Below are 12,366 nucleotides of genomic sequence, written 5' to 3' on the forward strand. Positions count from 1 at the left end.
TCCAGTTCTTCTCTCGCGGCCCTGGATTGCTTCGCTTCGCTCGCAATGACGGCAAACACACAGAGTGGATGAGAGCACGATGACGTTCGATCTGGACATCAAGAACACGGTCCGCACCATTCCGGACTATCCGAAGCCCGGAATCCTGTTCCGCGACATCACCACGCTGCTGGCGGATGCGCGCGCGTTCCGCCGCGCGGTGGACGAGCTGGTACACCCTTGGGCCGGCTCCAAGATCGACAAGGTCGCCGGCATCGAGGCGCGCGGCTTCATTCTGGGCGGCGCGGTGGCGCACCAGCTTTCGGCCGGCTTCGTGCCGATCCGGAAGAAGGGCAAGCTGCCGCACAAGACCGTCAGCATGTCCTACGCGCTGGAATACGGCACCGACGAGATGGAGATGCATGTCGATGCGGTGCAGCCGGGCGAGCGGGTGATCCTGGTCGACGATCTGATCGCGACCGGCGGCACGGCAGAGGGCGCGGTGAAACTGCTCAAGCAGATCGGCGCCACGGTGGTGGCGGCCTGTTTCATCATCGACCTGCCGGATCTCGGCGGCGCCGCCAAGTTGCGCGCGATGGACGTGCCGGTTCGCACCCTGATCTCGTTCGAGGGGCATTGAGCGCGGCGGAATGGGGCTCGTCGGACGGAGCTTGGGGGACTTGGTGGGGGACTTGGGCGGACCAGGATCCGCTCACGACCGCTGCATCAGCAGCCCCATTTCGATCTCCCGCAGCGCGTAGTAGTTGCGCCGGATCCACTGATAGAGCTCGGTCGAGGAATCCCGTTCCTGGCGCAGATAGCCGGTAAAGGAGAAGGAGTACCGGTCGATATAGGTCTTGAGGAACAGCGGCAGGGCGGGAATGCGCAGCATGCGGCTATGGCTGAATTGCTGGGGCAACTCTTCACGCAGGACGTGCGCGTTCTCGACGACGATCAGCTGGGAGCTGGGAATTTGGCGTCGCAACTCGTCATAGGCGCGCATCGAGACCCGGTCGCCTTCGGCGCAGAACAGAACGATCGGGACGACATTTCGCCGTGCCGCTTCCTTCAAAAAGCCGATCTCCTCGGACATCTTGAAGAACTCGCCGTAGGAATAGTAGCCGAGGTCGATGACCTTGGCGATCCCGTCGTTCAGGATCACCTGGTCCATCAGCTGGATCTTGCCGTAGGTGTCCTCGATCTCCGCGGTCTCGGTGACCGCAGGCAGAAAATCGACCAGCGAGGGCTCGCGAACCGAGATGTCGAAGGCAAGCACCTGCCCGTTCTTGAGCAGCAGGAATTCGCTCAAAAGGCGCGCAAGCAGCGTCTTGCCGATCTGGGGTCGGGGCGAGCAGACGATGTAGACGGGCGTCGCGGGCATTTGACCTATATCAGGTCAAACGCGCCTCCGATAAAGCCCCCTCGTTTGCGGAGCTGTCATTTTTCCCCTGCGGGCCGCACCGCCGCGACCGGCTTGGTCGACCCGACGATGTCGGTCAGCTTGATCCGGTCGTACTCGCTCCAGACGTTGGCGAGCCAATGCCGGACATAGCCGCGCAGCACGAAGGAGTAGTTGGCCGCCTCGTCATGCGGGCCCTTGTTGGCGACGAATTTCAGGAACGGGACCGAGGCCACCTCGACCTGCTCGTAGGCCATTTCGTTGAGCTTCGGAATGGTGAGTTCGGTCGCATCCTTGATGCGGTTGAAATAGGACGCGTAGGTCGACTGGTCCCACTCGAAGAAGCTCGTGTTGTTGATGAAGTTCTTCACCAGGAAGTACTTTGCGCCGACCATGTAGCTTGCGGTTTCGGCGATTTCGTCGAGCGAGGCGATCGACGAGCCCAGGATGTGGAACACCGCGAAGGTGATCTGGCCGGAGCGGGCCGCGTCGAGGAAGCCGATGTCGCGCAGTGCCGCCAGGGTTGGGGACATCAGGCCGGCGCGGACGTCGATCACGGTCACCGATGGCGCCACCGCGCTCAAGGTGTCGAAGATCTTCATCTGGTCCGAGGTCGCGTTCATGTCGACGATCTCGGTGATCTCCGGGTGAAAGCGCTTCAGCGTTCCGCGGGGATGCTCGGTGTCGAACGCCCGGGTGGGGACGTTATTGGCACTGAAATAATCGAGCAAGGTGCGCGAAACCGTGGTCTTGCCGACCCCGCCTTTGTCCGCACCCACCACAACAACTGCCGGTTTCGCCATGGAATGTCCCTGAAATCTGGGCCGGCGGAGGCCGGCGCTTTGCATTCTGCGTTGTGCGCGACCATGGCAGAAACAACGGAGAATTCAAATTCATTGAAGCGAGGCGTCCGTGAAATTTCCCCATCTGCAGGTGAAGGTGGAGGATGAAGCGGGAAGTCTGCCCGTCTTATGGCCACGCGGCGATGATGGCTGCGAGCGGTTGGCGAAAATGCGTGTACGATCAAGGGTATCGGCAGGCGAATCGATGTGACAGTGAGATGTCAGCGGCGGCCCCAGGGTCCGCTCGCCGGCTCGTCCCACGGACCTCGCGGCGCATCCTGTGCTGGTTGTTCGGACGCGGGCGAGTTGGTTGTACCGTCGGCCGTGCCCCATGGGCCGGAGCGGGGCGGCGCAGGTGGCGCATCGGCATCGGGCGGCTCGGTCGCCGACGGCTGCTCCGCTTCGGAGGGCAGCGCGAGCGGACCGGGGTCGTGGCCGCCGGCGAACTTCACCAGCGCCTGGATGCGCGATTCGACCGAGGGGTGGGTGGCGAACAGGTCGGCGAAGCCTTCGCGGGGATTGTCGACGCACAGCTCCATCACCGCCGAAGTCGCACCCGGCAGTTCGCCGCGGCCCTCGATCTTGCGCAGCGCGGAGATCATCGCGTCCGGATTCTTGGTCAGTTCGACCGAACCGGCGTCCGCCAGATATTCGCGCGTGCGCGACAGCGCGAGCTTGACCACTTGTGACAACAGCCAGGCAAGCAGGATCAGAATCACCGCGATGATGATGACGACGACCGCGGCACCGCCCGACCCTTTGCGATCCGACGAGGAGGACGAGGATGATGAGGAGGAGGACGAGGAACTCCAGGAGCCGCCGCCTCCGCTCCAGCTCAGATTGGTAAAGAGGCGGAAGAACAGTTCACCCAGGAAGCCGACCACGCCGGCGATGATGACCGCGACGACCATCATCTGCACATCGCCGTTGCGGATATGGGTGAGCTCGTGACCGAGCACGGCCTCGATCTCCTGATCGTTCAGGGCGTTCAAAAGCCCCGTGGTCACGGTCACCGCATATTGCTTCTGGTTGAGGCCGGTTGCGAAGGCGTTCAGCGCCTCGCTGTCCATGATCTTCAGCTTCGGCATCGGAATGCCGCGCGAGATACAGAGATTTTCCAAAAGATTGTAGAGCCGCGGCTGCTCCTGCCGGGTCACCGCTTCCCCGCCGGTGACGGCATCGATGATCGATTGGTGGAAGAAATAGGCGATGACGATCCACGCCGCGGCGCCGAGCGTGGCCCAGGGCAGGGCCTTGATCAGGTCGAAGAGTGCTGCCCGCAGGTAATAGGCAAGATTGCCGTCGCTGCTGATCATGACCTCCGCGACCAGCGCGCCGGCATAGACCAGCACGTAGATCAGGAGAAACAGGCCGCCGAGCAGCAGCGTCGAACGGAACTTGTTCGATGCGATGTGGGTGTAAAGACCGTAGGCGGCCATGCGACGCGGCCTGTCATCGTGGATGGCGTGAGCTTAAAACTTCACGCTGGGCGCAGCCTCGACCTCGGTGCGGCTGGCGCCCAGGTCGAAGAACTCCTTGCGGGTGAAGCCGAACGTAGCGGCGAACAGTACGGCCGGCATCTGCTGGATGCTGGTGTTGTATTCCTGTACCGCGTTGTTGAAGAAGCGGCGGCTGGCGGCGATCTTGTTCTCGATGTCGGACAACTCGCTCGCGAGCTGCTGGAAATTGGCGTTGGCCTTGAGATCGGGATAGGCCTCGGATAATGCGATCAGCCGGCCCAGCGCGCCGCTGAGCTGGTTTTCCGCCGCAGAGACCTGCGCAGGGCCCTGCGCGGACATCGCGGCATTGCGGGCCTTGATCACCTCGTCGAGCGTGCCGCGCTCATGGGCGGCATAGCCCTTTACAGTCTCGACCAGATTTGGGATCAGGTCGTGGCGCTGCTTCAGCTGGACGTCGATGTCGGCGAAGGCCTGGTTGACGCGCTGGCTGAGCGCCACCAGCCGATTGTAGGCACCGAGGACGAACAGCACGAGAATGACGATGATGCCGAGGACGATCCAGCCGGACATGAAAGGCTCCGAGGAAGAAGGGAAGAGGGCGCTCGGCACAGACTAGCCGATGCCGCCAGGCGACGGGAGGTCCGCCAGATCCGGCGTGCATTGGTCGTCAAAGTCGATCCGGACGTTCAATGCCTCAGCGTCGACTGCTTTGGCCGATCTCAAATCCGGACCGGGGTTCCCGTCGCCGAAACCGCCAGGTCCGAGATGGGCGGAGTTCAATACGGGCGCGCGATGTGCCAGGCCTGCGACGGATCGTTGCCGTTGACCTCGCCCGGCGCGCCATCCAGTTGCGAGGTGTACAGCGGGCGATAGCGATAGGCCCACATCTTCTTGCCGTCGCTGCGGGTGATCACGGTGAAATCGCCGGTGGCGACCGCGTTGTCCGGCGCGACCAACGGCGGCCGTTTTTCGGCGCACTTCGCGTCGCAGGTCGAGGCGGTCCCGGTGGTGTCGTGCGCAAACGTGTAGAGCGTCATGCCCTTGAGGTCGACGAGGATCGGACCGTTCTTGCCGATGATGGCCTTGGCCGGCGGACCCTCCTGTTTCGGGGCCGGGGGCGGAGCCGAGGCCTCGTGGCTACCAGCAAAGGCCGTGTCCGCCGTGGCCAACAGAGCCGCAGCTATCATCATCGTCCGAAGCATTCCAAGGGTCCCCGTTTGAGCGGCAAAAGAAAACGTCGGTTGCAGGGCGACACTAGCATGCGCGAATTAGTTGCAGGTTTCGGAAACCCGGAGAATTGATCGTCGAACAGCACCTGTCGTTAACCAACTGCCGCGCTTACGACGGGAGTTGCGGCAGGCTTCCAGGCTCGACAGCGTCGCCCCAATCCCAGCGGCGCGCGGCGGCGAAGGCGCTCTTGTCCCGGCGCGGAATGGTGACGATCCGCGCTGCGCCGTCGGCGCAGCAGAGCTTGGCCGTGACTGCCACCTTGCTCAGAGTCGGCTCCGCCAGCACGCGCGCGGACGGCGAATGCGGGACAGGCCCTCGCGTCAGCGCCACGTAGCTGAACTTCTCATCCTCATAGGGGAGCTCGACATCCTTGACCTGCTTGTGGGCGCGCGAGCGCGACAGGCGCTGGACGAAATGACACCAGTCCGGCGATATGAGCGGACAGGCATGGTCATGCGGACAGGGCGCGACCACGTGGGCCCCCGCGGCGATCAACTGCGCGCGCGCCGCGACGATCCGCTGGTAACCGGCGGGCGTGCCGGGCTCGACGAGCAACAGCGTATCGCGTGTCTTCTTCCACAGCGCTGCGATCAGTGCGCCTCGCTCCGCTTCGGGCACCTCGCCGATCATGTAGCTCGCGACCACGAGATCGGCAGGCGTCGCAGCTCCGAGCTGCGTGCGCGCGGGCCCGAGCGCGTATTCGAGGCGGTTCAGGCCGTCGCTACTGTCGGCAAGCTCCAGCGCAAGCGCCCGCAATGCCGGGTTGGCGTCGAATGCGTAGAACGATGCCAGCGATGCAATCGCCTCGGCTGCGGCAAAGCTCGCCGTGCCCGGTCCGGCGCCGGCATCGAGCAGCGATGTCGGTGCAAAGTCCGGCCTTGCCCGCATGAGCGCATTCAAACAGGCTGCAATGGCGGCGTAGGTCGCGGGCATCCGCACCACGGCATAGGCTACCGCATCGGCTTCGCTGGCGATGGCGCCGGAGGTGCCGCCGCTGCGGTAGGTTTGCGAAATCCGGGCAGCACGCGCCGCGGCATCCTGACGCGACAGGCCGTGCAGCTTCGCTTCCAGCGCGGCTCTCAGCGCGGCGGGGAGATCCGGCGGGATCACGCCACCTGCTGGTCGAGGATCTTCACGGCCTCATCGAGGGCGACCGACACCAGTTGCGACACGCCGCGCTCGGCCATAGTGACGCCGAACAGCCGGTTCATGCGCGCCATCGTGATCGGGTTATGCGTGATGATGATGAAGCGGGTCTCGGTCGAGTTCTTCATCTCGTGCAGCAGGTTGCAGAAGCGTTCGACGTTGTGGTCGTCGAGCGGCGCGTCGACCTCGTCCAGCACGCAGATCGGCGAAGGGTTGGTCAAGAACACCGCGAAGATCAGCGCCATCGCCGTCAGCGCCTGCTCGCCGCCCGAGAGCAGCGAGAGCGATTGCGGCTTCTTGCCCGGCGGCTTGGCGATGATCTCGAGCCCGGCCTCCAGCGGATCGTCGCTCTCGACCAGGTGCAAGGCGGCTTCGCCGCCGCCGAACAGCTCGGTGAACAGCCGCTTGAAGTGGGTGTTGACGCTCTCGAACGAGGCCTGCAGGCGCTCGCGCGCCTCCTTATTCAGGCTCTGGATGCCTTGGCGCAGCCGCTTGATCGCTTCGACCAGATCGTCGCGCTCAGTGGTGAGCGCGGTGTGCTGGCCCTCGACCTCGGTCAGCTCTTCCTCGGCGCGCAGGTTGACGGCGCCGAGCCGCTCACGGTCCCGGCGCAGCTTGTCGAGGCTGTCCTCGATCTCATGGAGCGGCGGCAATTGCGTGTCCGGCCCGATCTCGGCCAGCGCGGCCACCGCCTGCGGCTCGACTTCGAGCATGTCGTGGATTTCGCGCTCGACATCGGCCACGCGTCGTTTGGCGCTTTCGAGCCGCTCCTCGGCCCGGGCCGTGGCCTCGCGGGCACGCGACAGCGATTCCAGCGAAGCCTTGGCGGCACGGTCGGTGTCGCCCATCTCGGTCTCGGCTGCGGCGAGTGCATCGGCCGCGACCTGGCGCTCTCCTTCCGCGATGCCGATCTCGTCGATCAGCGCGCTGCGCTTCTCGGCAAAAACCGTCGGCGCGTTCTCGAGCTCGGCGCGCTCCTCCCGCACCTCGGCGATGCGCTCCTCGATGGTCGCCATCTGCGAGCCGGCGCCGTGAATGCGGCCCAGCCAGTCGTTGCGCTCCTTGATGATCGCCTGCACGCGGCGGTCGGCGAGCTCGGCCTCGCGGGCCAGCGCCTGCGCCTCCGCGCGCACCTGGGCGGCAGCGCGTCGCTTGGCCTCGATCTCGGCGCGCACGGCCGACAGCCTGCCTTCGGCATCCGTGTTCGGCGGCAATTCCTCGATGGCTTCGATCGCGCTCTGATGCGCAGCAGCGACCTCCTCGCGGTCCAACGCGAGACGGCTCTGCGCCTCGGTCAGTGCGGACTTGCGCGCCGCGTGACGATTGATCTCGCGCTCGGCATTGGCATGGCGCTCCCGCGCTGCGTTGACTTCGCGCTGGGCCGCGCGCCAGGCCTCGCGCGCAGCGCTTTCGGCGGCGCCGGCAGCTTGCACCTCGCGCTCGGCGGCCTCCAGCTCCTGGCGCCTGTTCGCTGCGTCAACGCGGGCCTGCTCGAGATCCGCCTCGATGTCGATCAGGCGCGCGCGCTCGGCAAGCCGGCGGGCAGCGCCGGTCGGAGCATGCGCAGCCGCGATGAAGCCGTCCCAGCGCCAGACGTCGCCCTCCGGCGACACCAGCCGCTGGCCGGTCTTGAGTTGCGAGACGAGCTGGCCGCCGCGCTCGCGCGGCACCACGCCGATCTGCGCCAAGCGCCGCGCCAATTCCGGCGGCGCCTGGACGTGGGCTGCGAGCGGCTCGACGCCGTCGGGAAGCGCGGGATCGCTGCCTTCCGCGCCGGCGATGGTCCAGCGCATCGGCGCAGACGGATCGACCGGCGCGTCGAGATCGTCGCCAAGCACGGCGCCGAAGGCCTTCTCGTACCCCTTGGCGACGGTCACGCCGTCGATGATCGGGGGCCACAAATTCTTGGTCTCGCTGTTGACCATCTTCGAGATGGTGCGAGCCTCGGTTTCGAGCCGCTGAACGCGCTTGTCGGCTTCTGCGAGTGGCGCGCGCGACGCCTCGAGCTTCTGGCGGGCGGCTGCCTGCGCGGCTTCGCTGGCTTGGGCTGCCCCTTCCGATACGGCGACGGCTTCTTCGGCGGCTTCGAGCGTGGCGGCGAGAGTATCGAGGTCGCCGAGATGGGCGGTCTCCTGCACCAACCGCTGTTCGTCGGCCTGGACCGAGGCGATCTCCTGGTCGAGCCGCGCCAGCCGGTCGCGATGGCTGCGCACATTGGCCTCAAGCTGATTGCGCTTGGCGGTGAGATCGGCCAGCTGCGTGGTCAGCTCGGTGAACTGCCGCTCGGTCTCGGTCAGGCTGGCTTCGGCCTCGGCAACCCGTTCGTCGACGCCGCTGCGCATCTCGACGCGCGCTTTGATCTCTTCCTTCAGCTCGGCGTCTTCGGTCTCCAGGCGCTGCAGCGCCACCCGGGCATCCTGGGTCTGCTGCTGCTCGCGGGCGACGTCTGCGGTCAACTGCATCAGGCGGCGATCGAGCTCGCTTGCGCGCTCCTTGGCGCGCTGCTCCTCACGGTCGAGGATGTCGCGGGCGCTCTTCAGCCGCTGCAACGTCGCAGCGGCGCGGGCCTCGGCATCGCGGAGCGCAGGAAGCTGCGAGGCACGGATTGCCTGGACGCGGGCGGATTCGGCCTGCTCGCGGGTGCGTTCGGCCATTTCGCGCACGCTAACGTCATGCACCTGCGCGGCATCATTGAGGTCGGCATGGGCCCCCATCCAGCGCAGGTGATAGAGCGTGGCTTCGGCCTTGCGGACCTTGGCGGCCACCTCGCGAAAACGGATGGCTTGGCGGGCCTGCTTCTTGAGGCCTTCCATCTGACCGGAGAGCTGGCCGATGACGTCCTCGACGCGGGTGAGGTTGCTCTCGGCCGCCTTCAGGCGCAGCTCGGCCTCGTGCCGGCGCGCATGGAGGCCGGCGACACCGGCAGCATCTTCCAGCACGCGGCGGCGCTGTTCGGGCTTGGCCTGGATGATCTCGCCGATCTTGCCTTGGTGGACGAGGGCCGGCGAGCGGGCGCCGGTCGCGGCATCTGCAAACAGGATCTGCACGTCGCGGGCGCGCACGTCGCGGCCGTTGATGCGATAGACCGAGCCGGCCTCGCGCTCGATCCGGCGCGAGATTTCCAGAATGTCCCGGTCGTTCACGGCGGCGGGTGCGGTGCGATCGGCATTGTCGATCGTCATCACCACTTCGGCGTGGTTACGCGCGGGCCGTGTGTTCGAGCCGGAGAAAATCACCGCGTCCATGTCGGCCGCGCGCAGCGATTTGTGCGAGGTCTCGCCCATTGCCCAGCGCAGCGCTTCGACCAGATTCGACTTGCCGCAGCCGTTCGGTCCGACCACGCCGGTAAGGCCCGGCTCGATCACGAAGTCCGTGGGTTCGACGAACGTCTTGAACCCGTGGAGACGAAGACGCGTGAGTTTCATGCACAGATTCTCTGTTGGCGGGAGACGAATCTCCCTGCCGTGACAATACCATAGAAGGCAATGTCAATGTGGCCCGAGTCGCTTCATGCGCCTCTTGAGGGCGGGACAATGGCGATGGCCGGGCACAAGGGCAACCCGCAGGCCCTGCTTTTCCAAGGCTTTCTGGACGCAAGCTTGGCCCGGGCGAAATCGCCGCGAGCCGGAATGTCTCGGCTCTTCAGAGCCTTGCCGCCGCAATCGATGCGGCCGCGAGAACCATTGGCGGGAATCCCTGGAGAGAAAGATCAGCTCTTGAGGAGCGGGTTGATCTTCTTCTCGAACTCCTCGATCGAGGTCTCGCCCTTGATCTTCTCGCCATTGATGAAGAAGGTCGGCGTCGAATCGACTTTGAGAACTTCGCTGGCGTATTTCTGGTCGGCCGCGATCTTGTCGAGCAAAGTCTGGTCCTTCAGACAAGCCTCGACCTGCTGCTGGCTCAGGCCGGCCTGCTTGCCGATCCGGGTCAGCGTCTCCGTGGTGTTCTTCACGACCCAGTCGTTCTGGGAGCGGAACAGCATATCGGTCACGGCGAAATATTTCTGCGCGTCGCCATTGGCGATGCAGCGGGTCAGCATCGAGCCCGCCGCGGCTTTGATGTCGAGCGGGAATTCGCGGAAGATGTAGCGGATCTTGCCGGTATCGATGTATTCCGCCTTCAGCTTCGGGAACACCTCCTTATTGAAGGCGGCGCAGTGCGGGCAGGTCATCGAGGCATATTCGGTGATGGTCACGGCGGCGTCGGCCGGGCCGAGCACCATGTCCGGCAGCGACACCGGCTTGGCGACGTCAGCGGCGCTCTGCGCCATCGCCCCCGAAATCAGCCGCAGCGGCGAGAATCCCGCAAGTGCGGCGAGACCGGTCAGGGACAAAGCGGCAGTGAAGGCGCGGCGGGTGATGATCAAGGCTCTGCTCCGGACTGGCGCATCTTTGCGCACGAGATACTCTAAAGACGCGGCATGTCGCTAGCTTGAAACCGCTCGACTGGCAATGCCGGCGGGTGAGGACCGATCAGTCGGCCGGCGTCAATTTCGCTTGATGGCGGCGCCGAGCCGGGCGAGCGCGTCACGGAGCGCATCGTCCTCGATTGCCGACAGGCTCTCCGCCACTTTCGCGACCGCCGTCGGATCCGGCGGGGGCGGCCGGCGCGGCCGCGGGCGCCGCGACAACGGTCCCTGGCGCAACGCCAGCTTGCCGACCGCATGCCAGCCGAAGAAGCGGTTGACCCGCTCCAGGATCACATCGGACGAATGCTGGATCTCGAGCGCCATCGGCCCCTCGACCTTGAGCACGAGAGTCGCCGGTTCCTGCGGCTGTCCTTCCACGGGTCGCGGCCATTGCATTTTCAGGGGCTCGGCGTGCAGCGCGACCTCGGGTCCCGCGATCTCGGCCCAGCGGGTGACAAGCTCGCGGGCGGCGAAGCCCTGCTTGGCATAGGCGGCCGAAAATAGGTCCCCCAGCATGACGGACAGAGGCTTGGCGCTGAGTCGTCCGGGCCTGGACATCGTCTACTTTTGCATCGTCGCAGCCTCGGAAACTGCCGCGCGTAAGAAGAAAACCGTGGATGCGTGCAACAAGCACGGATCATGACGGGAGACTGTTTCGTCTGACGTACTAGATTGCAGGCACGATGTCATCCGCCCTTCGCTCCCAACGGAAATCGCCCGAGGCTGATCCTCGGGATGGCCGCCCGGTGCGGCTGCTCGCCTGGTACGACCGCCATCGCCGCCGGCTGCCCTGGCGGGCGCCTGCTGGGGAGCGCGCCGATCCCTACCGGGTCTGGCTGTCGGAGATCATGCTGCAGCAGACCACGGTCAAGGCGGTCGGGCCATATTTCGAGAAGTTTCTGATCCGATGGCCGGATGTGACGGCGCTCGGCAGCGCAGCGCTCGATGATGTCCTGAGAATGTGGGCCGGGCTTGGCTATTACTCGCGCGCGCGCAACCTGCATGCCTGCGCGGTGGCCGTGGTGCGCGATCATGGCGGCGTGTTTCCGGACACCGAGGAGGGCCTGCGCGCGCTGCCGGGGATCGGGCCCTATACCGCGGCGGCCATTGCGGCGATCGCGTTCGATCGCCGCACCATGCCCGTCGACGGCAATATCGAGCGCGTGGTGTCCCGCCTGTTTGCGGTCGAAGAGACACTTCCGCAGGCCAAGCCGCGGATTCAGCAATTGGCCGCGGGCCTGCTTAGCCCGTCCCTGGCCGGCGACGCGGAGACGCGCGCGGGCGACGCGAAGACGCGCGCCGGGGATAGCGCCCAGGCGCTGATGGATCTGGGGGCCTCGATCTGCACGCCGAAAAAGCCGGCTTGCGCCCTGTGCCCGTTCAGCGAGGATTGCGCGGCTCGCTTGCGCGGCGATCAGGAGACCTTTCCGCGCAAGGCGCCGAAGAAGAGCGGCGCGCTGCGGCGCGGCGCGGCCTTCGTCGTGACCCGGGGCGACGAGCTTCTGGTGCGCTCGCGGCCAGAGAAAGGTCTGCTTGGCGGCATGACCGAGGTGCCCGGCTCGGAGTGGCTGACCGGTCAGGATGATAAATCCGCGCTGGCGCAGGCGCCGCAGCTTGCCGGCTTGTCGCGCTGGCATCGCAAAGCCGGCGTCGTCACCCATGTCTTCACGCATTTTCCGTTGGAACTGGTGGTCTACACGGCGACGGCGCGTGCCCGCACGCGTGCGCCATCCGGCATGCGCTGGGTGCCGATCGCGACCCTCGCGGACGAGGCGTTGCCGAACGTGATGCGCAAGGTGGTCGCCCACGGGCTCGGCGATTGAAGCTTGCATCTGGTCGGGCTGCTGACAGCGCGGTGGCAACAGCGCCAGCTTAGTGAGGGCGCGTGAAAGGGAGACGCGC

Annotated in this window: 11 protein-coding genes; 2 read left to right on the forward strand and 9 right to left on the reverse strand. The window is 65.7% G+C overall.

All coding sequences use genetic code 11. The features are described from left to right. The first annotated feature begins 79 nt into the window (after positions 1 to 79). Positions 80 to 619 (forward strand): adenine phosphoribosyltransferase, encoded by a 540-nt coding sequence (locus QX034_RS21545; protein WP_315706746.1) that lies wholly within the window; start codon positions 80 to 82, stop codon positions 617 to 619. Between the two features lie 72 nt (positions 620 to 691). Here QX034_RS21545 and QX034_RS21550 read toward each other — a convergent pair whose 3' ends face one another. From QX034_RS21550 to QX034_RS21590, 9 genes are all read right to left on the reverse strand, one after another. Then, positions 692 to 1,360, reverse strand: coding sequence for a hypothetical protein (locus QX034_RS21550; RefSeq protein WP_315706745.1), 669 nt, complete (start codon positions 1,358 to 1,360; stop codon positions 692 to 694). A 56-nt stretch (positions 1,361 to 1,416) separates the two neighbouring features. After that, positions 1,417 to 2,181 carry a hypothetical protein gene (locus tag QX034_RS21555; protein WP_315706744.1) on the reverse strand — a complete coding sequence of 255 codons (765 nt, stop codon included), beginning with the start codon at positions 2,179 to 2,181 and terminating at the stop codon, positions 1,417 to 1,419. Positions 2,182 to 2,441: 260 nt separating this feature from the next. Beyond that, positions 2,442 to 3,659 (reverse strand): M48 family metallopeptidase, encoded by a 1,218-nt coding sequence (locus QX034_RS21560; RefSeq protein ID WP_315706743.1) that lies wholly within the window; start codon positions 3,657 to 3,659, stop codon positions 2,442 to 2,444. A gap of 33 nt (positions 3,660 to 3,692) precedes the next feature. Continuing rightward, positions 3,693 to 4,250, reverse strand: a complete 558-nt coding sequence (locus QX034_RS21565; protein WP_315706742.1) for a LemA family protein — start codon at positions 4,248 to 4,250, stop codon at positions 3,693 to 3,695. Positions 4,251 to 4,456: 206 nt separating this feature from the next. Then, the gene (locus tag QX034_RS21570; RefSeq protein WP_315706741.1) at positions 4,457 to 4,882 is read right to left on the reverse strand and encodes a hypothetical protein; all 426 of its coding nucleotides are present in this window, start codon (positions 4,880 to 4,882) and stop codon (positions 4,457 to 4,459) included. Positions 4,883 to 5,018: 136 nt separating this feature from the next. Continuing rightward, positions 5,019 to 6,020: a small ribosomal subunit Rsm22 family protein gene (locus QX034_RS21575; RefSeq protein ID WP_315706740.1), complete on the reverse strand. Its 1,002-nt coding sequence runs from the start codon at positions 6,018 to 6,020 to the stop codon at positions 5,019 to 5,021. Further along, complete coding sequence (smc, locus tag QX034_RS21580; protein WP_315706739.1) at positions 6,017 to 9,481, reverse strand: chromosome segregation protein SMC; 3,465 nt, start codon at positions 9,479 to 9,481, stop codon at positions 6,017 to 6,019. The genes QX034_RS21575 and smc overlap by 4 nt, the downstream gene beginning before the upstream one ends. 284 nt (positions 9,482 to 9,765) lie before the next feature. Then, complete coding sequence (locus QX034_RS21585; protein WP_315706738.1) at positions 9,766 to 10,422, reverse strand: DsbA family protein; 657 nt, start codon at positions 10,420 to 10,422, stop codon at positions 9,766 to 9,768. 120 nt (positions 10,423 to 10,542) lie between these two features. After that, positions 10,543 to 11,022 carry a DUF721 domain-containing protein gene (locus QX034_RS21590; RefSeq protein ID WP_315706737.1) on the reverse strand — a complete coding sequence of 160 codons (480 nt, stop codon included), beginning with the start codon at positions 11,020 to 11,022 and terminating at the stop codon, positions 10,543 to 10,545. Positions 11,023 to 11,147: 125 nt separating this feature from the next. Here QX034_RS21590 and QX034_RS21595 point away from each other — a divergent pair, with 125 nt between their 5' ends. Continuing rightward, a complete protein-coding gene (locus QX034_RS21595; RefSeq protein ID WP_315706736.1) occupies positions 11,148 to 12,287 on the forward strand; it encodes an A/G-specific adenine glycosylase in 1,140 nt (379 codons plus the stop codon). Positions 12,288 to 12,366 lie beyond the last annotated feature (79 nt).

Origin of the sequence: Bradyrhizobium sp. SZCCHNR3119, from assembly GCF_032487775.1 — a bacterium.
Classification (GTDB): Bacteria; Pseudomonadota; Alphaproteobacteria; order Rhizobiales; family Xanthobacteraceae; genus Bradyrhizobium.

Bases quoted from the DNA above. Each gene is read 5' to 3' on its own strand.
- QX034_RS21560 (WP_315706743.1), bottom strand. From the start codon at position 3,659: ATGGCCGCCTACGGTCTTTACACCCACATCGCATCGAACAAGTTCCGT.
- QX034_RS21555 (WP_315706744.1), bottom strand. From the start codon at position 2,181: ATGGCGAAACCGGCAGTTGTTGTGGTGGGTGCGGACAAAGGCGGGGTC.
- QX034_RS21570 (WP_315706741.1), bottom strand. From the start codon at position 4,882: ATGCTTCGGACGATGATGATAGCTGCGGCTCTGTTGGCCACGGCGGAC.
- QX034_RS21550 (WP_315706745.1), bottom strand. From the start codon at position 1,360: ATGCCCGCGACGCCCGTCTACATCGTCTGCTCGCCCCGACCCCAGATC.
- QX034_RS21595 (WP_315706736.1), top strand. From the start codon at position 11,148: ATGTCATCCGCCCTTCGCTCCCAACGGAAATCGCCCGAGGCTGATCCT.
- QX034_RS21565 (WP_315706742.1), bottom strand. From the start codon at position 4,250: ATGTCCGGCTGGATCGTCCTCGGCATCATCGTCATTCTCGTGCTGTTC.
- QX034_RS21590 (WP_315706737.1), bottom strand. From the start codon at position 11,022: ATGTCCAGGCCCGGACGACTCAGCGCCAAGCCTCTGTCCGTCATGCTG.
- QX034_RS21545 (WP_315706746.1), top strand. From the start codon at position 80: ATGACGTTCGATCTGGACATCAAGAACACGGTCCGCACCATTCCGGAC.
- smc (WP_315706739.1), bottom strand. From the start codon at position 9,481: ATGAAACTCACGCGTCTTCGTCTCCACGGGTTCAAGACGTTCGTCGAA.